Raw genomic sequence first — 20321 nt, 5'->3', positions numbered from 1 at the left:
GCCGCTCAGGCTCCGTCGTGGGCCTTCTGCAGGTCGGCGACCACGATCTTCGACATCGACAGCATGGCCTGCACGACGCGCTGGGACGCCGCCGGATCCGGGGTGCTCATCAGCTGCATCAGCTGGACCGGGACGATCTGCCAGGAGACCCCGAACTTGTCCTTGCACCAGGCGCACCGGCCCTCGGATCCACCGTCGGACGTGAGCGCGTTCCAGTAGCGGTCGACCTCTTCCTGCCCGTCGCAGCTGACAGCCATGGAGATGGCCTCGGTGAACGGGAACTGTGGTCCCCCGTTCAGGGCGTTGAATCGCTGACCGAAGAGCTCGAAGTCGACCATCATCGCGCGGCCCGGGGCGCCGGGTCCACCGTCGCCGTAGCGGCTGACGTTCAGTATCGCTCCCGTGCCGAACGTCGAGAGGTAGAACTCCGCGGCCTCCTCGGCCCGGTCGTCGAACCACAGTGTGGGGGTGATCTTCTGCATCGTGAGGTCCTTCGTCTTCGGATGGCGGAGCGAACTCGACCCGTCAGCCGTGTCGACTCCGGCCGACGGCGAAAGTCATCGCGCGATGCCGGCGGTCAGCAGTGTGGCCAGCTCCCGGTAGGCGGCGGCGTCGTCCAGACCCGTGCGACGGGCGAGGGCACGGCTCTGGATCGAGACCATCACGGACGCGGCGACGTCGGCGACGAACGCGGCGTGGACGTCCCGCACGTCGCCGGCGCGGACCCCGTCGTCGATGATGCCGCGGACTCGCTCGGCCGCGATGGCGGTGTTGCGTTCGTAGACGAGCCTCGACGGCTCGAAGTCGGCGAGGTCGGTCATGAACCGTTCCGACGCCGGCGCGAGTGCTTCACCGACCGCGCCCAGATACGCCGCGAGGCGCTCGCGGGTGCCCGTCGCGGCGTCGGAGGCCGCGTCCACGCGGACCGCTGCCGAGGTGAAGAAGTGCACCGCGGCGGAGCGGACGAGGTCGTCCTTGCTCGCAGCGAGGGTGTACAGCGTGCTCTTCGAGCACCGAAGGCGGGCGGCGATGTCGTCGAGAGTGAGGTGCGCGAAGCCTTCGGCCAGGAACAGGGCCACCACGGAATCGAAGAGCTGCGCGCGCCGCGCCGTCGCGTGAGCTGCTGTCATGGTGAGCGACAGTACTGCAGAACGCCATGCAGTACTGTCGTAGTACTGAGGGGCCCGCTGCAGTACTGGTGCCGCCTCATCCGATCCGCGACCGAGACGAGGACCCATGGCTGTCGAACGACTGCTGCCGAACGACGACGCACGTGACCTTCTCCAGTTGACCCGCGACATCGCGGACAAGGTCCTCGACCCCATCGTCGACGAACACGAGAAGGCCGAGACCTATCCCGACGGCGTCTTCGCCACGCTCGGCGAGGCGGGGCTGCTCAGCCTGCCGTATCCGGAGGAGTGGGGCGGCGGCGGTCAGTCCTACGAGGTCTATCTGCAGGTGCTCGAGGAACTGGCGTCGCGCTGGGCCGCGGTGGCCGTCGCCGTGAGCGTGCACGGGCTCTCGTGCCACCCGCTGATGTCCTTCGGGTCGGAGGACCAGAAGTCGCGGTGGCTGCCGGACATGCTCGGTGGGCGCACGATCGGCGCCTACAGCCTCTCGGAGCCACAGGCCGGCAGCGACGCGGCCGCCCTCTCCTGCAAGGCCGTGGCCGGTCCGGACGGGTACACCGTCACCGGGTCGAAGGCCTGGATCACGCACGGCGGCAAGGCGGACTTCTACACGCTCTTCGCGCGCACCGGCGAGGGCTCGCGGGGCATCTCCTGCTTCCTCGTGCCCGCCGACCTCGAGGGGCTCTCCTTCGGAGCTCCGGAGGAGAAGATGGGGCTGCACGCGATACCCACGACGGCCGCCCACTACGACGGCGCGGTGCTGTCGGCAGATCGCCGCATCGGCGAGGAGGGGCAGGGGCTCGGCATCGCGTTCAGTGCCCTCGACGCCGGGAGGCTGGGCATCGCCGCCGTCGCCGTCGGCATCGCCCAGGCCGCGCTCGATGATGCCGTGGCCTATGCGCAGGAGCGAACGACGTTCGGCCGCAAGATCATCGATCATCAAGGGCTCGGGTTCGTGCTGGCCGACATGGCAGCGGCGGTGGACTCGGCCCGGGCGACGTACATCGACGCGGCACGCCGCAAGGATGCCGGACTGCCGTTCTCACGTCAGGCCTCCGTGGCCAAGCTCGTGGCGACGGACGCGGCGATGAAGGTGACGACCGACGGCGTGCAGGTGTTCGGAGGCTACGGGTACACCCGAGACTTCCGGGTCGAGCGGTACATGCGCGACGCCAAGATCACGCAGATCTTCGAGGGCACCAACCAGATCCAGCGTCTGGTGATCAGCCGGTCGCTGGCCTGACCCCCCGTGCGCACTATGCGCATCCAGCGGTACGCACAGGGCGCACGGGGCGATAGCCTCCCGCTATGAGCTCGTTCACCGGAATCCCGGAGGCCGCCCTCGATTTCTACGAGGATCTCGAGGTCGACAACAGCAAGACCTGGTGGGCCGAACACAAGCACGTCTACGACGAATCGGTCCGCGCGCCCATGACCGCGCTCACGGAGTTACTGGCCGAGGAGTTCGGGACGGCCAAGCTCTTCCGGCCGCACCGCGACGTCCGCTTCTCCAAGGACAAGGTGCCGTACAAGACGCACCAGGGTGCCTACGTGCAGGTGGCCCCGTCCACGGGGTGGTACGTGCAGGTCGACGCCTCCGGCCTCATGGTCGCCGGCGGGTTCTACGCGTCCACGTCCGACTCCATCGCCCAGTTCCGCGCCGTCGTCGACGACGAGGTCCGCGGGTCGGAGCTCGCGCGAATCGTGGCCGATCTCGAGAGCCGCGGCTACGACCGCGGCGGTGACCGGCTGAAGACCTCGCCGCGCGGCTACGACGCGGATCATCCCCGCATCGATCTGCTGCGCCACAAGTCCCTGACGGCAGGACGGTCCTTCGGCTGCCCGCCGTGGCTCGACACAGCAGAGTGCGCCGATCACATCCGTGGCGCCTGGCGTGATCTCACACCACTTCTCGAATGGTGCCGTCAGGTACTGGCCTGACGTGCCAGCACGGCCAACTGGAGTTCCATCAGCAGTCGCGCGGCGGGATCCGACAGGTCCGTCTTGGTGATCTCCTCGGCCCGTCGGACCCGATAGCGCAACGTGTTCGGGTGCACGTGCAGGTCGGCCGCGGCCCGGCGCACGTCGGACGGGTGCCGCAGATACGTCGCGATGCTCTCGCGTAGCGACGAGGACGTGCGTGCGTCGTACTCGACGAGCGCCGCCATGCGCGGATCGTGCAGCGAGGGGTGCGCGAGGAGCAGATCGACGATCTCACCGAGCAGCACGGACGTCCGCGAATCGGCGAGTGTGGTCACCCTGTCGTCTGCTCCGGCGGTCCCGTCCAGGACGCGATCGACCTCGCGGCGAGCGGCGGCGACCTCGGACAGGGCGGCCACCGGCGATGCCACCGCGGCCCGCAACCGGATCCCCGTGCGTCCCTCGATGCCCTCGAGCAACCGGCGAGTCCACGACGGCACCGAGGTCTCCGCGCGGGTCCGTGGAACGAGGACGTAGATGCGGTCGCCGAGAGTGGTGACCAGGGACAGTCGGTGAAAGGAACTGGCGTGCAGTCGGATCGCGCCGGACAGATCGGCCATCGTGGCCGACGAGGGGGCATCGGGCGCGGCGCCGTCCAGCGCGGCGAGACCGATCACCGCCGCCGGCCCGTCCGTCGGGATGGACAGCGCCGCGGCGAGTGAGGGCACGTCGACCCCACCGCCACGAGCGCCGAGCAGTCGCTGGATCTGCACCGCCTCGTTGGTGGGTGCCTCGAGGATGCGCGTGATCAACCGTGCCGCCACCGCGGCCGCCCCCTGCAGCACGCTCGGAGCATCGTCGGTGAGCGGGCGACGACCTTCCTGGATCCACAGCGTGCCGACCAGTCGTGGTGTGCCCGAACCATCCTGCGTGGCAGTCGTTCTGATACCGGCGACCAGTCGCCGTCGGATACCCAGATCGGAGTGCGCCGGCACCTCGACGACCTCGTCGGAACGGCGGACCGCGTCGTACACACCCCACTGCTCGAGTCGCCGGAGATACTCCGCGGGGCCCTCTCGTCCGAGAATGGACAGGGTCCGCAGCTCGTCCGCCTGATCGTCCGACGCCGAGTACGCCAACACGTGCGACCGCTGGTCCTCGATGCTCACCATCCCGCGCGTGAGCACCGCGACGGTGTGCGCCAGCCCGAAGAGATCGGTGTCCGCGCCCACCAGTCCCGCCAGTTCGGACGGTTCCGCGGACGACGGTGGAGGTGTGGTGATCGACGGCGAGGAATGGTCGAGCACGCCGCGCACCATCGAGAGGAGGCGGTCCCAGCGGGTCTGCGTGTGCACCGCGACGAGAGCGACGCCGGCCGTGCGAGCCGCGTGCTGCATCAGCGTCGACGAGGCGGCGATCTTCGACATCACCGCGGTGGGTCGAAGGTCGCTGCTCCGCGTCGCCAGGTCGTCGAACCACGCCACGGCGTCCGCTTCCCGCACACCCGCCAGCAGATAGAGGTCCGCCGCGGCGGCGGTCGTGTAGAGCTCGGCGGCCAGATCGTCGGCGTCGACGAGCGTCACCGACCCGATCGGCACGTCCGACCCCGCCGGTGCCACGAGCACCTCGACGAAGGCGGAGTGCAGCGCACGAACGATCGAGTCGAGGGTCGACGAGGTGCGGGTCATGCCGTGCACTCTAGGTGTCCTTCATCCGATCGGACAGGGGTCGGTGTATTTCTTTGGACGCTGGGCCGAATATCGAGGATGCCGTGTCCGCTTGGCTGAACCCACCGACCCGGCACGAAGACCCGACACCGAGGACCGACATGGACGCCGTCACCGCAGTACCCACCCCCCTGAACGAGCCGGTGCACACGTACGCACCCGGCAGCGCCGAGCGAGCGCGGCTCACGCACCATCTGGATCGACTCGCCGCCACGCCCACCGAGATCACCCAGGTCATCGGCGGAGACCACCGCGACGCGACGGGCCCACGCGAGAACGTCGTGCAACCGCACCGGCACGCGTCCGTCATCGGATCGTTCGCGAATGCCACCCACCAGGACGTGCGCGACGCCATCGACGCGGCGACCGCCGCCGCACCTGCGTGGCGATCGCTGCCCTTCGACGAGCGCGCCGCAGTCTTCCTCCGCGCCGCCGATCTCCTCGCCGGGCCGTGGCGCGAGACCATCGCGGCTGCCACCATGCTGGGGCAGTCGAAGAGCGCGTACCAGGCCGAGATCGACGCACCCTGCGAGCTGATCGACTTCTGGCGCTTCAACGTCTCGTTCGCCCGACAGATCATGGCCGAACAACCGATCTCCGCGCCCGGCGTCTGGAACCGCGTCGAATACCGCCCCCTCGAGGGCTTCGTCTACGCCATCACCCCGTTCAACTTCACCGCCATCGCGGGAAACCTCCCGTCGGCGCCGGCGCTCATGGGCAACACCGTGCTGTGGAAGCCGTCGCCCACCCAGGCCGTCGCCGCGTACCTGACGATGCAGCTTCTCGAGGCCGCCGGACTGCCCCCCGGCGTCATCAACCTCGTGCTCGGTGACGGACCCCTCGTCTCCGAGGTCGCCCTCGCCGATCGTCGTCTCGCCGGCATCCACTTCACCGGCTCCACACCGACGTTCCAGCGGCTGTGGCGCGAGGTGGGCGAGAACATCGCCGGCTACGACACCTACCCGCGACTGGTCGGTGAGACCGGTGGCAAGGACTTCGTCGTCGCCCACAGTTCCGCCGACCCGGACGTGCTCACCACGGCGCTGATCCGCGGTGCCTTCGACTTCCAGGGTCAGAAGTGCTCCGCGGCGTCGAGGGCCTTCGTGCCGTCGTCGGTGTGGAAGAGGATGGGGGACACGCTCGTCGACACCGCGTCGTCGCTGCGTTACGGCGACGTCACCGATCTGTCGAACTTCGGTGGGGCGGTCATCGACCGGAAGGCCTTCGACCGCAACGCGGCTGCACTCGAGCGCGCGAAGTCCACCCCGGGCATCACCATCGCCGCCGGCGGCACCTGCGACGATTCCGTCGGCTACTTCGTGGACCCGACGATCCTGCTCGGTGACGACGCGGGCGACGAGGCGTTCCACACCGAGTACTTCGGCCCGATCCTCGCCGTGCACGTCTACGACGACTCGAAGCCCGATGCGTTCGAGAACACGCTCGCCATGGTCGACAGCGGGTCGAAGTACGCCCTGACCGGATCGATCATCGCCGACGATCGCGCCGCCGTCACGCAGGCCACCGAGGCCCTGCGCTTCGCCGCCGGCAACTTCTACGTCAACGACAAACCGACCGGCGCCGTCGTCGGGCAGCAGCCGTTCGGCGGTGCTCGCGCGTCGGGCACCAACGACAAGGCCGGATCACCGCAGAACCTGCTCCGGTGGGCCTCCGCGCGCACCATCAAGGAGACTTTCGTGCCGGCCGTGGACCACACCTACCCTCACCAGGGAGTCTGACCGATGGCCACCAACCCGCTCCGCCCCGTCCTGCTCGCCGCCGGGCGATCGCGCCGCCTCGAACGCGTCGTCGCGCGGTCCGTCCTGACCAGGTCGCTCGTCGAACGCTTCATCGCCGGGAGCACCGAACCGGAGGTGGTCGGTGCCGTCGCCGACCTGCTCGGGTCCGGCCGCGTCGTCAGCGTCGATCACCTGGGTGAGGACACCACCGACGCGGCGCAGGCCACCGCGACCGTCGACGCGTATCTGTCCCTACTGCAGGCATACTCACGCCTCCACACCCCACAGCCTCCGGCTTTCCCGTCCAATTCCAACCGGCCTCCGGCCTTTTCGTCCACCTCCGGTCGGCCTCCGGCCTTCCCGCTGGAGATCTCGCTGAAGCTCTCGGCGCTAGGACAGTCGCTCCCCGACGACGGCCACGCCGTCGCCCTCGCCAACGCCCACAAGGTGTGCGCCGCCGCGGACGCCGCGGGAGTGTGGGTCACCGTCGACGCCGAGGACCACACCACCACCGACTCGACTCTCGCGATCGTGCGGGAGCTCCGCAAGGACTTCCCGACTCTCGGCACCGTCCTGCAGGCGTACCTGCACCGCACCGAACAGGACTGCCGCGATCTCTCCGGTCCCGGATCGCGAATCCGGTTGTGCAAGGGCGCATATCGCGAACCGGCCAGTGTGGCCTTCCAGAAGAAGGCGGACGTGGACGCCTCGTACGAGCGGTGCCTGCGGGTGCTCATGGAGGGGGAGGGCTACCCCATGGTGGCGTCCCACGATCCCCGCATGATCGAGGCGGCGCGACGAGACGCGGCCGAACTGGGACGTGGACCGGACGACATGGAGTACCAGATGCTCTACGGCATCCGCGACGGTGAGCAGACACGCCTGGTGTCGGAGGGGTACCGCGTCCGCGTGTACGTGCCCTTCGGTACGCAATGGTACGGATACTTCATGCGGCGGTTGGCGGAGCGTCCGGCGAACCTGACGTTCTTCCTCCGGTCACTGCTGACCCGCTCCTGACCCCTCGCCGCGCGCGCGATTCGCGCGTCCGTCGAAACTCCCGTCCCGGCACCCCTCGCCGAGGGCGGGAGTGAAGACGGTGTCACCGCAGGTGCGGCAGTGGTGCGTGCGATGGTGACCGATGCCGCACGAGCACGACCTGGCTCCCACGAGAACCGAACGCGCTTGCAGCGCATGACCGTTACCGCAGGTGGCCGGTGCCTCCTCGTGCCAGACCCCGTTCATCAGGTGCAGTCGGCGCCGACGGTTCATCACGGACGTCTCCTCGGGAATCACACGTCACGAGGGAAGGTCTGACGTCGGGTGGTGCAGTGACACCCACCCTACACGGTGTCGAACACATGTTCGACTCCGGTGGATCCGATCCGGGACGGATCAGGCGAGCGCGACGCGCGCCACGGCGCCCGAGGTGGGGAACGGTGATCCGCCCGCGGGTTCCACGGTCACCGACAGTGCGGTGGCGCCGTCGACGGGCACGGATGCCGGCTGGGAGAGGTCGTCGGCATCCATCGTCCCGACGGACACGGGCGAGCCCTCGATGAGCCAGACCTGGTAGACCGACCCGGCGGGAGGTGCTGCGACACCCGTCATGCGGAGCACGGCGCGCTCGTCACCGGGGGTGTACTGCACGCTCATGGTGCCGCCTCCGGCCACCGGGGATTCGAGCGGTGCCGCGACGGTCGCGGTGGGAGCCGACGGAGTCGCGCTCTGCTGCACGGCCACCGCCCCGCCCACACCGACGACCACCGCAGCGGCGGCCGCCATCGCGGCGATGCGCCATCCGCGTCGGCGGCTGGGACGAAGGGGGAGGACTGTCGCGCCGTCGGGGTCGACCTGCGCCGTGTCCTCCACGGCCCCCAGGATGCGGACCCGGAGATCGGCGGGGGCGGGAGTGCGTGTCGCGTCCGACGTCACGGCCATCGTCTCGCGGACGTCACGCACGATCGCGTCGAACCTCCGCCTGGTGTGGGCGTCCGTGTCGTCGAGGCGAGTCATGGTCTCGTACTGCTCCGAGGCTGCCATGGCGTCGAGGGCACACAGGTACGCGAGCTCGAGAAGGTCCCGATCCGGCAGCTGCACGGGTCGTTCGGGCGAACCGTGATCGCTCATCTCGGGCTGCCTCCATGCGTGTGGTCGGTGGGTCAGTAAGAGTGGGCGAAAAGTACCCCCGTCACATCCACGGCCGTGCTCTCCTGGCTGATACACCGGGTATTCGGTGCGCTCGCCGCACCGGATGGGCGGAGGGCGTCAGCTCGGTCCGCCCTCGTCGACCAGTCGCGGCCGCAGGTGCTCGAAGATCAGTGTGGTCTCGGTCGCGGCCACCGACGGATGAGCACTGAGGTTCTGGACGACGAAGTCCCTCAGGTGCGCAGAGTCCGTCATCGCGACGTGGATCAGGTAGTCGTCGGCACCGGCGATGAAGTAGACGTCGAGCACCTCGGGGAACGTCGTGAAGGACTCCGCGAACTCGCCCAGGTGGCGCCGGGCACCCGCCAGCAGCCGCACCGCGATCATGGCCTGCAGGCCCTGCCCCAGTGCCGCCGGATCGATGTCGGCGTGGAAACCGCGGACGACCCCGCGCTCGACCAGTGAACGGACGCGTCCCAGACACGTCGACGGGGCGATCCCGGCGCGGGCGGCCAGGGTGTTGTTGGGGATGCGGGCGTCGTTCGCCAGTTCACGCAGGATGACGCGATCGATGCGGTCCAGAGATGCCGCCCGAAGATTGTTCGGTCGCACCGGGGCGGACAGACCTGTGTTCGACGATTCGATGTCCATGAGGCCAGTCTACGAAATTATCGTCACTTCGATTGCGGCTCGGTCGAACGAAGTTCACGATTATCGGACATGACGAGTCATCCGGTAGAGGCGAAGGGCGCACCATGAGAATCGGCATACCTCGGGAACTGAAGAATCACGAGTACCGGGTGGCGGCGAGCCCGGCGGGAGTGCACGACATGGTCGTGCACGGTCATCGCGTCGTCGTCGAGACCGAGGCGGGCGCGGGATCGTCGTTCTCGGACAACGACTTCAAGGCTGCCGGCGCGGAGATCTCGAACTCGGCCGACGAGGTGTGGGCGCGGGCCGAGTTGCTGCTCAAGGTGAAGGAGCCGATCGAGGCCGAATACCACCGGCTGCGGTCGGGCCAGGTCCTGTTCACCTATCTCCATCTCGCCGCGTCGGCCGCATGCACCGATGCCCTCGTCGCGTCCGGCACCACGGCGATCGCCTACGAGACGGTGACCGGCGCGGGCGGCAGTCTGCCGTTGCTCGCACCGATGAGCGAGGTCGCCGGCCGGCTCGCGACCCAGGCCGGGGCGTATCACCTGATGGCGCAGACAGGCGGCCGCGGTGTGCTGATGGGCGGCGTTCCGGGAGTGAGTCCGGCCAAGGTGGTGGTGATCGGCGGCGGGGTGTCGGGATCCAACGCCGTGGCGATGGCACACGGGCTCGGTGCTGACGTGACGGTGTTCGACCTCGACATCGCCAAGCTGCGAACCATCGACGCGCAGTACCGCGGCCAGGTCAAGACCATGGTGTCGAACAGGTGGGAGCTCGAGCAGGCCGTCGTGGCCGCCGATCTCGTCATCGGGGCGGTCCTCGTCCCGGGTGCCAAGGCCCCGACGGTGGTGTCCAACGCACTGGTCGCACGGATGAAGGCGGGGTCCGTGCTCGTCGACATCGCCATCGATCAGGGCGGGTGTTTCGAGGACTCGCGTCCCACCACGCACGACGATCCCACCTTCCCGGTGCACGATTCGATCTTCTACTGCGTGGCCAACATGCCGGGCTCGGTTCCCCGCACGTCGACGCAGGCGCTGACCAACGCGACGCTCCCGTTCGTTCTCGCTCTCGCCGACCAGGGCTGGGAGCAGGCGTGCGCCACCGTTCCCGGGCTCGCAGACGGTCTCAGCGTGCACGCCGGCAACCTGCTGTCGGACACCGTGAGAACGGCGCTGGGTCGCTAGAGTCGGCCGGTATGACTGTCATCGAGGTCGACACCGGAACAGATCGCATCGAGGCGACACTCGAGGTCCCCTCAGGGGAGGGGCCCTGGCCCGCCGTCGTGATCGTGCACGACGTGTTCGGCATGACCGACGACATCAGGTCCATCGCCCGGCGCTTCGCCGACCAGGGCTACGTCGCGTTGGTGCCGGATCTCTACGCCCGCGGTGGTCGCGCCAAGTGTGTGACAGGAGTGTTCCGGTCGCTTCTCGCGCGCTCGGGCCGGGCGGTGGACGACCTGCTGGCGTGCCGCGACACCCTCACCGCGCGCGCCGACACCACCGGCGCGGTGGGCATCGTCGGGTTCTGCATGGGTGGAGGTTTCGCTCTGGCGCTGGCGCCCCGGGGGTTCGAGGCGAGCGCGCCGTTCTACGGCATCCTGCCCCGTCACATCGAGTCGGCCCTCGAGGGCACGTGCCCGATGGTCGCGAGTTTCGGCAAGCGCGATCCGATGCTGCCGGGCGCGGGCCCGAAGCTCGAGAAGGTGTTGCAGGACAAGGGCGTTGCCCACGACGTCGTGACCTATCCCGGTGCCGGCCACAGTTTCGCGAACGACTTCGGATCGGGTCCGGGTGCACTGGTCATGCGCGTCACCGGATTCGGCTATCAGCACGAGCAGGCCGAGGACGCCTTCGCTCGGGTCTTCACCTTCTTCGGCGAGCACGTCCGGTCGCGCTGACGTCCACGAGGCTCAGCGGCCGACGGCCGGACCCTGCAGCGCTCCGCGCACCTCGCCCGTCTTGGGCTCGACCGCGCCGCGACTCTTGACCCAGCGGCTCGGCAGCTTGCCCACCAGCTCGCCGAGCGGGTTCACCGCAGCGGCGAGGACGTCCACGGTGTCCTGCAGAATCTCCACGCTGACGCTCATGCGCTCGAGGTTGGGCGCCAGCGAACTCAGCGACTCGGCGACGGTCACGAGCTGATCCAGCGGACCGTTGCGTGCCGTCAGCCGCTGGATCGCGCCTTCCTCACCGAGCAGCGTCTCGACGAGCCCGCCCTTGGCGAGGGCGTTGTCGATGACCCCGTTCTCACGGGTCAGCGCCTCGATCACGCCGCCCTCCTTGGTCAGGAGTTCGACAGGGCCGTCCTTCGCGGTGAGGCGCTCGATGGGTCCGTCGACGGCCGTGAGTCGATCGAGCAGACCGCCCTCGGCGAGGAGGCGATCCAGCGCACCGTCCTCCGCGAGGACTCGGGTGAGGGGGCCGTCGTCCGCCAGGATGCGTTCGAGAGGACCGCCGGGCTCGAGCAGTCGATCAAGGGTGCCGCCCTTGCTCGTCAACCTGTCGACGGCGCCACCGGGCTCGAGCAGTCGGTCCAGCGGGCCACCGGGCCGCAGCGCGTGACCCAGTGCGCGGTCGTCGGAGGTGAGCTCGGCCAACTGTCCGAGAAGCTGCAGCGGGCCGCTCCGAGGATTGGCCAGGGTGATGGCGTCGAGTGACCCGGAAGCGCCTGCGGCCAGCGCCATCCGGGTGGTCGCGACGGCCGACTCGGCCACCCCGACCGCCGACTCGGCGACAGCCAATCCGACACGCACCGGCAGTGTGACCGCGGACACCCAGTTCATGGGGTCACTCTAACCCGCGGCGGGAAGGCCGGAGGCCGGTCGGGATGGGACGGCGGGACGGCCGGGGGCGCGGTCAGTGGGCGAGCTTGAGTCCGATGACGCACCCCACGAGCCCTGCGATGAGGGCGATGCGGATCGGCGTCGCGGACTCGGTGCCGGACACCATCGCGTAGACGACGGTGAGCGAGGCGCCGATGCCCACCCACACCGCGTAGGCGGTGCCGGTCGGGATGGTCCGCATGGCGAAGGCGAGACCGCCCATGCTGACGACGAGCGCCGTACCGAAGACGATGGTGGCGATGGGCTTCGTGAAGCCCTCGGACTTGCCGAGTGCGGTGGCCCAGACGGCCTCGAACACGCCCGACAACACCAGAATGATCCATGCCATGAGTAGTCGACTCTCCTGGCACCGTCTTGTCGCTGGCCGGGTACGGTGCGCTCGTCCGGGTCTGTGTCGCAGTCTGTCCTCCACGGTAGCAAAGCGGACACGACGCCGGATCGGGGCTCACAGGAACCTCACAGCGACACCCCGGGCAGGAACCAGCAACGCCGGACACCATGGCACTCGTGAGCGAGAATTCCGTCATGACGACTCCCCGACCGCAGACCACCGCCGAGGCGAAGGTACTGGTGGTCGACGACGAGCCGACCATCGTCGAACTGCTGTCGGTCAGTCTGAAGTTCCAGAATTTCGAGGTCCGCACGGCGCTGGGTGGGCCCGCGGCTCTGGACGTCGCCCGGACCTTCCGGCCGGACGCGTTGATCCTGGACGTGATGATGCCCGACATGGACGGCTTCGGGCTGCTCCGCCGACTGCGCGCCGACGGTATCGACGCGCCCGCACTGTTCCTCACGGCACGGGACTCTGTGGAGGACAAGGTGACCGGTCTGACCATGGGTGCGGACGACTACGTCACCAAGCCGTTCAGCCTCGAGGAGGTGGTGGCGCGCCTGCGCGTGATCCTGCGCCGGTCGGTTCGCGGTCCGGAGGCGCAGCCGTCACGCCTGACGTTCGCCGACATCGAGCTCGACGACGACACCCACGAGGTGTGGAAGGCGGGCGAACCCGTCTCGTTGTCCCCGACGGAGTTCACGCTCCTGCGCTACCTCATGGTCAATTCCGGGACGGTGCTGTCCAAGCCCCGGATCCTGGACCACGTGTGGCACTACGACTTCGGAGGTGAGGTCGGTGTCGTGGAGTCCTACGTGTCGTACCTGCGCAGGAAGGTCGACACGACGGAACCCCGACTGATCCACACACTGCGAGGCGTCGGCTACGTCCTGCGGGAACCGCGACGGTGAAGCGGCACCTACGCGCCGTCCCGCTCCGCGTCACCCTGGTGTCGGTGCTGCTGCTTCTCGTCGCCCTCGGTCTCGTCGGTTCGGGTGTGGCCGTGACCTCGGCACTGCAGAACACGCTGACCCAACGTGTCGACGAACAGCTCATGGAGGCGGCGTCCGGCTGGGCCAGACCTCGTGGGGAGCGGTTCCTCGGACCTCCCCCCGAGGAGGCGAACCCGCAGCGTCCGCCCACGGCGTTCTACGTCCGCTCGGTGGCGGCGGACGGCACCGTACGTACCCCCGTGAACGATGTCGGGGACGATCAGCCCGATCTGACCGGCGTCCTGACCGCCACGCCGACCACTGTCGGATCGGTCGGCGATCCCGACGAGTCGTGGCGCACGGTGACCGTCTCGAACGAGGACGGCCAGACGACGGTCGCGATTCCGCTGGCAGGCAACGAGGCCATCGTCTCCAGGCTCGTGACTCTGCAACTGTCCATCGGTCTCGCAGTGCTGGTGGTGCTGGGTGTCGCCGCGTACTTCCTGGTGCGCCGGAGCCTGCGGCCGCTGCAGGAGGTGGAGGTGACGGCCGCGGCCATCGCGTCCGGGGATCTGCATCGACGCGTTCCCGAGTGGAACGAGCGCACCGAGGTGGGGCGACTGTCCGCGGCACTCAACGGAATGCTCGCCCAGATCCAGCACGCCTTCGCTGCGACGGAGGCGTCCGAGAACGCCGCGCGCGAGTCCGAGAACGCGGCACGTGCGTCGGAGGACCGGATGCGCCGTTTCGTGGCCGACGCCTCCCACGAGCTCCGGACCCCGCTGACGACGATCCGCGGCTTCGCCGAGCTCTACCGGCAGGGGGCCATGACCGACACCGAGTTGCTGATGACCCGTATCGGGGGAGAGTCGGCGCGGATGGGTCTGCTCGTCGAAGATCTGCTGATGTTGGCGCGGCTGGACGCCCAGCGTCCGCTCGATCGGAGCCCCGTGGACCTCCTCGTGATCGCAGCGGACGCGGTGCACGATGCGGCCGCCACGGCTCCGGAACGAGCCGTGAGTCTGCAGGTGCTCGAGGGCAGCGGCGTGCCGGAGGTGCTGGGGGACGATGCGCGTCTGCGCCAGGTTCTCGGCAACCTGGTGGGCAACGCGCTCCGGCACACCCCGCCGACGGCGTCGATCACCGTGGCGGTCGGAACCGTCCGTGAGACAGCTGTTCTGGAGGTTCGTGACACCGGGCCGGGACTCACCGAGGACGATGCCGAGCGCGTCTTCGAGCGGTTCTATCGGGCGGATCGTTCGCGCACGAGAGAGAGCGGCGGGAGTGGTCTGGGTCTGTCGATCGTGTCCGCGCTGGTCGCGGCCCACAGCGGTCGGGTCTCGGTGGCGAGCGCGCCCGGCCGGGGTGCGACGTTCCGCGTGGAGCTGCCCCTGGCGGGCCGGCGTCCGGGTGGACGGGTGGAGTCAGCCGGAGACGAGCCCCTCGACCAGGACGACGGCGATGAGGAGCATGACCACACCGATCAGGACGTCGAGCACACGCCACGCGACGGGTCTGGCGAAGATCGGCGTCATGAATCGCGCGCCGAATCCGAGGGCCGTGAACCAGACGATGCTGCCCAGCGTCGCGCCGAGGGCGAACCACCAGCGCGCTGACCCGGTCTCGCGATTGGCGACGGAGCCGAGGAAGACGACGGTGTCCAGATAGACGTGCGGGTTGAGCCACGTCAGTGCCAGGCAGGTGAGGACCGCGGACCGCAGCGACACACTCGCTCCGTTCCCGCCGACGGTCAGACTCGTCGGGCGCAGTGCCCGTCGGAAGGCCATGAGTCCGTACACGGTGAGGAAGACGGCGCCGGCGACCGTGACGACGGTGACAGCCGTGGGGTAGGTCTCGACGACCACGCCGATGCCCGAGACTCCCGCGAGGATGAGGACCGCGTCGGACAGAGCGCACACCAGGACGACGGCCAGCACGTGCTGTCGTGCGATGCCCTGACGGAGAACGAATGCGTTCTGTGCGCCGATCGCGACGATGAGGGAGAGGCCGACACCGAAGCCGACGAACAGGGAGGACATGACCGGAACGCTAGGTCGAACCCGACGATGTAGTCCAGCTCATGTTTTTCAGGACTGATGAGCGTAGCTTCACATCATGCAGTCGGACCAGCTCGAGGCTCTGCGTGCCGTCGTCGACGACGGCACGTTCGAAGCGGCTGCGCGGTCGCTGCACATCACACCGTCGGCGGTGAGTCAGCGCATCAAAGCGCTGGAACTGCGGGTCGGTGCCGTTCTCGTCTCGCGCACGAAGCCCGTGATGCCGACCGAGTCGGGCGTCGTGCTGCTCCGGCTCGCCCGGCAGATCCAGACTCTGACCGACGGCGCCGTGCGGGAGTTGCGCACCGCGGACGACGTCGCTCGGGTGTCGCTGGCCGTCAACTCGGATTCCCTGGCCACGTGGGTGTTGCCGGCGCTCGCGCCACTGGCGGGCTCCGTGATCCTCGACATCCATCGAGAGGATCAGGACCACACCGCCGAACTCCTCCGCGGTGGAACGGTGACGGCGGCGATCACGTCCGTGGACACACCTGTGCGCGGCTGTACCTCGACCAGGCTCGGCTCGATGCGGTACCGCCCCTGCGCGTCTCCGTCGTTCGTGACTCGATTCCTGGACGACGGCGTCACTCCGGACGCCCTGGCCCGAGCCCACGTCGTGGTGTTCGACGAGAAGGACGCGCTGCAGGATCGCTACCTCTCGCGACACGGCGTGTCCGCGTCGGTGCCGCCGCGACACCTGGTGCCGTCGTCCACCGAGTACGCGCGTGCCGTGCATCTGGGCTTCGGCTGGGGCATGCTGCCGGACCAGCAGCGCGGCGGACTCGACGTCGTCGAACTCGACGACACCGTGATCGACGTGGCGCTTCACTGGCAGCAATGGACGCTGTCGTCGCCGGCGCTCGACACGGTGGCCGCGGCGATCGTCGGAGCCGCGCGGGCGGTTCTCGGACGACCGATCAGCGACGGGGGACGTGCTGCCCGTGGCCGAGTGCCGTGAGCGCTGCGGTGATCTTCTCCTGCGCCTCGTCCAACGACTCGGGCGACGGGGAGGTGTCGGCGCCGGAGATGTCGAAGTCCGCCATGTCGAAGGCCGGGAACACGTGCAGATGCAGGTGCGGCACCTCGAGACCGGCGATCAGCAGACCCGCCCGAGGGGCGTCGAACGCCGACCGGACGGCCTTGCCGACGGTCTGAGCGACAGACGTGAGCGAGCCGAAGGTCGTGGGATCGACGTCCTGCCACTGATCGATCTCGGCTCGCGGGACGATCAGGGTGTGACCCTGCGTGACCGGGGCGATGGTGAGGAACCCGACGACGTCGTCGTCCTCCCACACGAAGCGGCCCGGGATGTCGCCGGCGATGATTGCGCTGAACACGGATGTCATGGGCCGACTCTATTCGTCGGCTCCGCATCGGCTCCCGGGTACTTCCCGGGTTCGCCCCGGGTCGGTCCCGGGGCGGCGCACGAGTGTTCGGTGCATGACAACCAACTCAGTGGTGGAGCGGGAAGGCCGGAGGCCGGCCGGTGACGGGCGGGAAGGCCGGAGGCCGGCCGGTGACGGGCGGGAAGGCCGTGGGCCCGGGCCCGGGCGCGGGCGGGAGCCGGGGCCGGGTGGGGGTGCGGCGCGGACGGTGACCGTCGAGCTCGTGGTGCCCGTGTACAACGAGGAGGCCGCGCTCGAAGCCTGTGTCCGCAGGCTGCACGCCTTCCTGCGGGCCGACGTTCCCTGGTCGACGGTGATCACCGTCGCCGACAACGCGAGCACGGACGCGACACGGTCGATCGCCGAGCGCCTCGCCCGGGAGCTCGACGGTGTCTCGGTGCGACATCTGGACGACAAGGGTCGCGGTCGCGCGCTCAAGGCGGCGTGGACGGAGTCGGAGGCCGACATCGTCGCGTACATGGACGTCGACCTGTCGACGGATCTCGGTGCACTCGTGCCCCTCCTGGCTCCGCTGGCATCGGGCCATTCCGATCTCGCGATCGGGTCCCGGCTCGCCTCGTCCTCGCGGGTGGTGCGAGGGGCGAAGCGAGAGTTCATCTCCCGCACCTACAACGTCCTCCTTCGCACGGGTCTGCGGACCAGATTCTCCGACGCTCAGTGCGGGTTCAAGGCCGCGCGCACCGAGGTCGTCCGGGAACTGCTTCCGCTGATCGAGGACACCGGGTGGTTCTTCGACACCGAACTGCTCGTCCTCGCGGAGCGTGTCGGTCTCCGCATTCACGAGGTGCCCGTCGACTGGGTCGACGATCCCGACTCGAGCGTGGACATCGTCGACACCGCACTGGCCGATCTGAAGGGCTGCTGGCGCGTCGGGCGTGCGCTCGCGACCGGCGCCCTCCCGATCGCGGACCTGCGTCTCAGCCTGGGTCGTGGACCCCTGTCGTCCACCGCCTCCACCACCGAGGTCTCCGAACTGAGGGGAGTGCCCGTCGGCATGATCGGTCAACTGGTGCGGTTCGCGCTCGTCGGCGTCGCCAGCACTGTCGCCTACGCGGTGCTGTACCTGATCCTGCACACGATCCTCGGCGCGCAGGGCGCCAACTTCGTCGCGCTCCTCGTCACCGCAGTGCTGAACACCGCCGCCAACAGAGCCTTCACATTCGGGGTCCGAGGCTCCGACGGGGCTGCGGCGCATCATCTTCAGGGTCTCGCGGTGTTCGCCTTCGGGTGGCTCGTCACCGCCGGTTCTCTCGTCGCTCTGCACGAGTGGGCTCCGGGTGCGTCCAAGCACGTCGAGCTCCTCGTTCTCGTTCTCGCCAACCTGGTCGCCACCGTGACGCGCTTCGTCGCGCTGCGCTGGGTCTTCCGGGCCGCATCCTCCGCCCGCACTCGTCAGATGGAGTCCACCTCGTGACCACCCTCCTCACCGCCCCGGAAGATCACGTGCACGACGGGGCTCCGCGCCCGGTCCGTACTCGTTGGGAACCATGGGCCGCTGCGGCCCTGATCCTGGGAACTGCTGTCGCCTACCTCGTGAACCTGAGCAGCAACGGATGGGCCAACTCCTTCTACTCCGCTGCGGTGCAGGCGGGTTCGCAGTCCTGGGAGGCGTTCTTCTTCGGCTCCTCCGATGCCGCGAACTCCATCACCGTCGACAAGCCGCCGATGTCGCTGTGGCTCATGGAACTGTCCGTCCGGGTGTTCGGGCTGAACTCGTGGGCGATCCTCGTGCCTCAGGTCCTGCTGGGTGCCGCCTCCGTGACGCTGCTGTGGCGCACCGTACGGCGACAGTGGGGACCGGCCGCCGGACTGCTCGCAGGACTGGTTCTCGCGCTGACTCCCGTGGCGGCACTGATGTTCCGTTTCAACAACCCCGATGCGCTGCTGGTGCTGCTCATGATCGCGGCGGTGTGGGCGATGATGCGGGCTGTCGAGACCGGTCGCACCCGGTGGCTCGTGGTCGTCGGCACGATGGTCGGACTCGGCTTCCTGACCAAGCAGCTGCAGGTCATGCTGGTGGTTCCCCCTCTGGCGCTGACGTACCTCCTGGCCGGGCCTGTGTCGCTGCGACGGCGCATCCTGCAGTTGTGTGCCGCGCTGGGCGCGATGATCGTGTCGGCCGGATGGTGGATCGCCGTCGTGGAACTCTGGCCGGCGTCGTCGCGGCCGTGGATCGGTGGGTCGCAGAACAACTCGATCCTCGAACTGACGCTGGGATACAACGGTCTCGGTCGGCTCAACGGTGAGGAGACCGGTTCGGTCACGCCCGGCGGCGGCGGTGGTGGCGGCGGAATGTGGGGGGAGACGGGCATCCTGCGGATGTTCGACGCCTCGCAGGGCGGTCAGATCGCCTGGCTCGTTCCCGCTGCGCTGATTCTGGGAATCGCGGCGATCGTGCTGCGCGGCAGGGCTCCTCGTACCGACCAGCGGCGCGCTGCGCTGATCGTCTGGGGACTGTGGCTCCTGGTCACCGGGCTGACGTTCAGCTTCATGGCCGGCATCTTCCACTCGTACTACACCGTGGCGCTGGCGCCGGCGGTCGCGGCGCTGGTGGGCATGGGCAGCGTGGCGCTCTGGCGGGCCCGCGAGCGCCTCGTCGCACGCATCGTTCTCGCCGCGACGGTGGTCGCGACCGTGGTGACGTCCTGGATCCTGTTGTCCCGCAGCGCATCCTTCGTTCCGTGGCTGAAGGTCGTCGTCGTGCTGGTCGGTGTGCTCGCGGTCGTGGGGCTGCTCGTTCCGCGGCTGACTCGCGGCAGGCTCGCCGCGGTCACGGTTCTGGCGGCGGTGATCGCGGGTCTCGCAGGACCGACCGCCTACGCCGCGAACACCATCGCGACACCGCATCAGGGCTCCATCGTCACGGCCGGGCCGAACACCGGTGGCGGCTTCGGGCGTGGCGGCATGGACGGCGGGCGCGGCATGCGCGACGGCGGTGCCGGCCGGATGCCCGCCGGGGGACAGGCGCCGACGGGTGCGCCCGGTCAGCTCCCGGGTGGCGCCGCGCAGATGCCGGGTGGCGCGGACGGTGGCGGCGGCATGGGCGGGTTGCTCGATGGCAGTACTCCGAGCGCCGAGATGGTCGCCCTGCTCGAGGAGAACTCGGACTCGTACACCTGGGTCGCCGCGGCGATCGGGTCCAATGCCGCGTCGGGCTACCAGTTGGCGACCGAGGACCCGGTGATGCCGATCGGTGGTTTCAACGGCAGCGATCCCTCCCCGACGCTGGCCGAGTTCCAGCAGTACGTCGCTGACGGTGAGATCCACTGGTTCATCGCGGGCGGCGGTATGGGAGGCGGTGCGTCCGGTACCTCGGCGGAGATCAGCGAGTGGGTCACCGCGACCTTCACCGCCCAGACCGTGGACGGCGTGACACTGTACGACCTCACCGCCTGACCCGGATCCGGTGCAGTGAACCGTGCTGGCCACGGT

19 protein-coding genes, 1 pseudogene and 1 riboswitch are annotated in these 20321 nt (G+C 69.0%); of the genes and pseudogenes, 11 read left to right on the top strand and 9 right to left on the bottom strand.

The genetic code is table 11. From position 1 onward, the window contains the following. Positions 1-5: 5 nt before the first annotated feature. Together OG947_RS06150 and OG947_RS06145 are read right to left on the bottom strand one after the other, a co-directional pair. Entirely contained in the window at positions 6-482 is a 477-nt protein-coding gene (locus OG947_RS06150) for a VOC family protein (RefSeq protein ID WP_027504343.1), read from the bottom strand. Between the two features lie 75 nt (positions 483-557). After that, complete coding sequence (locus OG947_RS06145; protein WP_056447480.1) at positions 558-1130, bottom strand: TetR/AcrR family transcriptional regulator; 573 nt, start codon at positions 1128-1130, stop codon at positions 558-560. Between the two features lie 106 nt (positions 1131-1236). Between OG947_RS06145 and OG947_RS06140 the strand changes: the two genes are divergently transcribed. Both OG947_RS06140 and OG947_RS06135 read left to right on the top strand, forming a co-directional pair. Continuing rightward, positions 1237-2373, top strand: coding sequence for an acyl-CoA dehydrogenase family protein (locus OG947_RS06140; RefSeq protein WP_222627948.1), 1137 nt, complete (start codon positions 1237-1239; stop codon positions 2371-2373). A gap of 65 nt (positions 2374-2438) precedes the next feature. Then, positions 2439-3071 (top strand): DUF2461 domain-containing protein, encoded by a 633-nt coding sequence (locus tag OG947_RS06135; protein ID WP_056446613.1) that lies wholly within the window; start codon positions 2439-2441, stop codon positions 3069-3071. On the opposite strand, the gene OG947_RS06130 is transcribed toward OG947_RS06135, so the two are convergent. After that, positions 3056-4738 carry a PucR family transcriptional regulator gene (locus OG947_RS06130; protein WP_328813350.1) on the bottom strand — a complete coding sequence of 561 codons (1683 nt, stop codon included), beginning with the start codon at positions 4736-4738 and terminating at the stop codon, positions 3056-3058. The two genes, OG947_RS06135 and OG947_RS06130, sit on opposite strands and share 16 nt — an antisense overlap. A gap of 140 nt (positions 4739-4878) precedes the next feature. Here OG947_RS06130 and pruA point away from each other — a divergent pair, with 140 nt between their 5' ends. Then, complete coding sequence (pruA, locus tag OG947_RS06125) at positions 4879-6516, top strand: L-glutamate gamma-semialdehyde dehydrogenase (RefSeq protein ID WP_328813349.1); 1638 nt, start codon at positions 4879-4881, stop codon at positions 6514-6516. A gap of 3 nt (positions 6517-6519) precedes the next feature. Further along, positions 6520-7533, top strand: a complete 1014-nt coding sequence (locus OG947_RS06120) for a proline dehydrogenase family protein (RefSeq protein WP_328813348.1) — start codon at positions 6520-6522, stop codon at positions 7531-7533. A gap of 375 nt (positions 7534-7908) precedes the next feature. Here OG947_RS06120 and OG947_RS06115 read toward each other — a convergent pair whose 3' ends face one another. Both OG947_RS06115 and OG947_RS06110 read right to left on the bottom strand, forming a co-directional pair. Then, a complete protein-coding gene (locus tag OG947_RS06115; protein ID WP_328810307.1) occupies positions 7909-8643 on the bottom strand; it encodes an anti-sigma factor in 735 nt (244 codons plus the stop codon). Positions 8644-8781: 138 nt separating this feature from the next. After that, a complete protein-coding gene (locus OG947_RS06110) occupies positions 8782-9312 on the bottom strand; it encodes an Lrp/AsnC family transcriptional regulator (protein WP_027504334.1) in 531 nt (176 codons plus the stop codon). Between the two features lie 104 nt (positions 9313-9416). Here OG947_RS06110 and ald point away from each other — a divergent pair, with 104 nt between their 5' ends. Further along, entirely contained in the window at positions 9417-10502 is a 1086-nt protein-coding gene (gene ald, locus OG947_RS06105; RefSeq protein ID WP_328813347.1) for an alanine dehydrogenase, read from the top strand. Positions 10503-10513: 11 nt separating this feature from the next. Further along, on the top strand, positions 10514-11218 hold the full coding sequence (locus OG947_RS06100; protein ID WP_328810305.1) for a dienelactone hydrolase family protein: 705 nt from the start codon (positions 10514-10516) through the stop codon (positions 11216-11218). Positions 11219-11230: 12 nt separating this feature from the next. Here OG947_RS06100 and OG947_RS06095 read toward each other — a convergent pair whose 3' ends face one another. Continuing rightward, a complete protein-coding gene (locus OG947_RS06095; protein WP_051612993.1) occupies positions 11231-12103 on the bottom strand; it encodes a hypothetical protein in 873 nt (290 codons plus the stop codon). A gap of 73 nt (positions 12104-12176) precedes the next feature. Further along, complete coding sequence (locus OG947_RS06090; RefSeq protein ID WP_328813346.1) at positions 12177-12491, bottom strand: DMT family transporter; 315 nt, start codon at positions 12489-12491, stop codon at positions 12177-12179. A gap of 15 nt (positions 12492-12506) precedes the next feature. Next, positions 12507-12570, bottom strand: a riboswitch (guanidine-III (ykkC-III) riboswitch). Positions 12571-12688: 118 nt separating this feature from the next. Between OG947_RS06090 and OG947_RS06085 the strand changes: the two genes are divergently transcribed. Both OG947_RS06085 and OG947_RS06080 read left to right on the top strand, forming a co-directional pair. Continuing rightward, complete coding sequence (locus OG947_RS06085; protein ID WP_328813345.1) at positions 12689-13405, top strand: response regulator transcription factor; 717 nt, start codon at positions 12689-12691, stop codon at positions 13403-13405. Next, complete coding sequence (locus tag OG947_RS06080; RefSeq protein WP_328813344.1) at positions 13402-15042, top strand: sensor histidine kinase; 1641 nt, start codon at positions 13402-13404, stop codon at positions 15040-15042. Before OG947_RS06085 ends, OG947_RS06080 begins: the two co-directional genes overlap by 4 nt. Here the strand turns inward: OG947_RS06080 and OG947_RS06075 are convergent. Further along, positions 14932-15465: pseudogene (locus OG947_RS06075) on the bottom strand (LysE/ArgO family amino acid transporter); the annotation flags it as partial. The gene OG947_RS06080 and the pseudogene OG947_RS06075 overlap by 111 nt on opposite strands. A gap of 76 nt (positions 15466-15541) precedes the next feature. On the opposite strand from OG947_RS06075, the gene OG947_RS06070 reads away from it, so the two are divergent. After that, positions 15542-16441 (top strand): LysR family transcriptional regulator ArgP, encoded by a 900-nt coding sequence (locus tag OG947_RS06070; protein WP_056446641.1) that lies wholly within the window; start codon positions 15542-15544, stop codon positions 16439-16441. Here OG947_RS06070 and OG947_RS06065 read toward each other — a convergent pair. Beyond that, positions 16401-16829 (bottom strand): HIT family protein, encoded by a 429-nt coding sequence (locus tag OG947_RS06065; RefSeq protein WP_328813343.1) that lies wholly within the window; start codon positions 16827-16829, stop codon positions 16401-16403. The genes OG947_RS06070 and OG947_RS06065 overlap by 41 nt on opposite strands. A gap of 94 nt (positions 16830-16923) precedes the next feature. Here OG947_RS06065 and OG947_RS06060 point away from each other — a divergent pair, with 94 nt between their 5' ends. Next, entirely contained in the window at positions 16924-18303 is a 1380-nt protein-coding gene (locus tag OG947_RS06060) for a bifunctional glycosyltransferase family 2/GtrA family protein (RefSeq protein WP_328813342.1), read from the top strand. Beyond that, positions 18300-20285 carry a glycosyltransferase family 39 protein gene (locus OG947_RS06055; protein ID WP_442973094.1) on the top strand — a complete coding sequence of 662 codons (1986 nt, stop codon included), beginning with the start codon at positions 18300-18302 and terminating at the stop codon, positions 20283-20285. The genes OG947_RS06060 and OG947_RS06055 overlap by 4 nt, the downstream gene beginning before the upstream one ends. Positions 20286-20321: the final 36 nt, after the last annotated feature.

The sequence above is a fragment of the Rhodococcus sp. NBC_00297 genome (assembly GCF_036173065.1).
Lineage (GTDB): Bacteria > Actinomycetota > Actinomycetes > Mycobacteriales > Mycobacteriaceae > Rhodococcoides.
Note: the sequence above shows the minus strand (reverse complement) of the source record. Positions and strands in the feature narration are given on the sequence as shown.

Bases quoted from the DNA above. Each gene is read 5' to 3' on its own strand.
- OG947_RS06150 (WP_027504343.1), bottom strand. From the start codon at position 482: ATGCAGAAGATCACCCCCACACTGTGGTTCGACGACCGGGCCGAGGAG.
- OG947_RS06145 (WP_056447480.1), bottom strand. From the start codon at position 1,130: ATGACAGCAGCTCACGCGACGGCGCGGCGCGCGCAGCTCTTCGATTCC.
- OG947_RS06140 (WP_222627948.1), top strand. From the start codon at position 1,237: ATGGCTGTCGAACGACTGCTGCCGAACGACGACGCACGTGACCTTCTC.
- OG947_RS06135 (WP_056446613.1), top strand. From the start codon at position 2,439: ATGAGCTCGTTCACCGGAATCCCGGAGGCCGCCCTCGATTTCTACGAG.
- OG947_RS06130 (WP_328813350.1), bottom strand. From the start codon at position 4,738: ATGACCCGCACCTCGTCGACCCTCGACTCGATCGTTCGTGCGCTGCAC.
- pruA (WP_328813349.1), top strand. From the start codon at position 4,879: ATGGACGCCGTCACCGCAGTACCCACCCCCCTGAACGAGCCGGTGCAC.
- OG947_RS06120 (WP_328813348.1), top strand. From the start codon at position 6,520: ATGGCCACCAACCCGCTCCGCCCCGTCCTGCTCGCCGCCGGGCGATCG.
- OG947_RS06115 (WP_328810307.1), bottom strand. From the start codon at position 8,643: ATGAGCGATCACGGTTCGCCCGAACGACCCGTGCAGCTGCCGGATCGG.
- OG947_RS06110 (WP_027504334.1), bottom strand. From the start codon at position 9,312: ATGGACATCGAATCGTCGAACACAGGTCTGTCCGCCCCGGTGCGACCG.
- ald (WP_328813347.1), top strand. From the start codon at position 9,417: ATGAGAATCGGCATACCTCGGGAACTGAAGAATCACGAGTACCGGGTG.
- OG947_RS06100 (WP_328810305.1), top strand. From the start codon at position 10,514: ATGACTGTCATCGAGGTCGACACCGGAACAGATCGCATCGAGGCGACA.
- OG947_RS06095 (WP_051612993.1), bottom strand. From the start codon at position 12,103: ATGAACTGGGTGTCCGCGGTCACACTGCCGGTGCGTGTCGGATTGGCT.
- OG947_RS06090 (WP_328813346.1), bottom strand. From the start codon at position 12,491: ATGGCATGGATCATTCTGGTGTTGTCGGGCGTGTTCGAGGCCGTCTGG.
- OG947_RS06085 (WP_328813345.1), top strand. From the start codon at position 12,689: ATGACGACTCCCCGACCGCAGACCACCGCCGAGGCGAAGGTACTGGTG.
- OG947_RS06070 (WP_056446641.1), top strand. From the start codon at position 15,542: ATGCAGTCGGACCAGCTCGAGGCTCTGCGTGCCGTCGTCGACGACGGC.
- OG947_RS06065 (WP_328813343.1), bottom strand. From the start codon at position 16,829: ATGACATCCGTGTTCAGCGCAATCATCGCCGGCGACATCCCGGGCCGC.
- OG947_RS06060 (WP_328813342.1), top strand. From the start codon at position 16,924: ATGACAACCAACTCAGTGGTGGAGCGGGAAGGCCGGAGGCCGGCCGGT.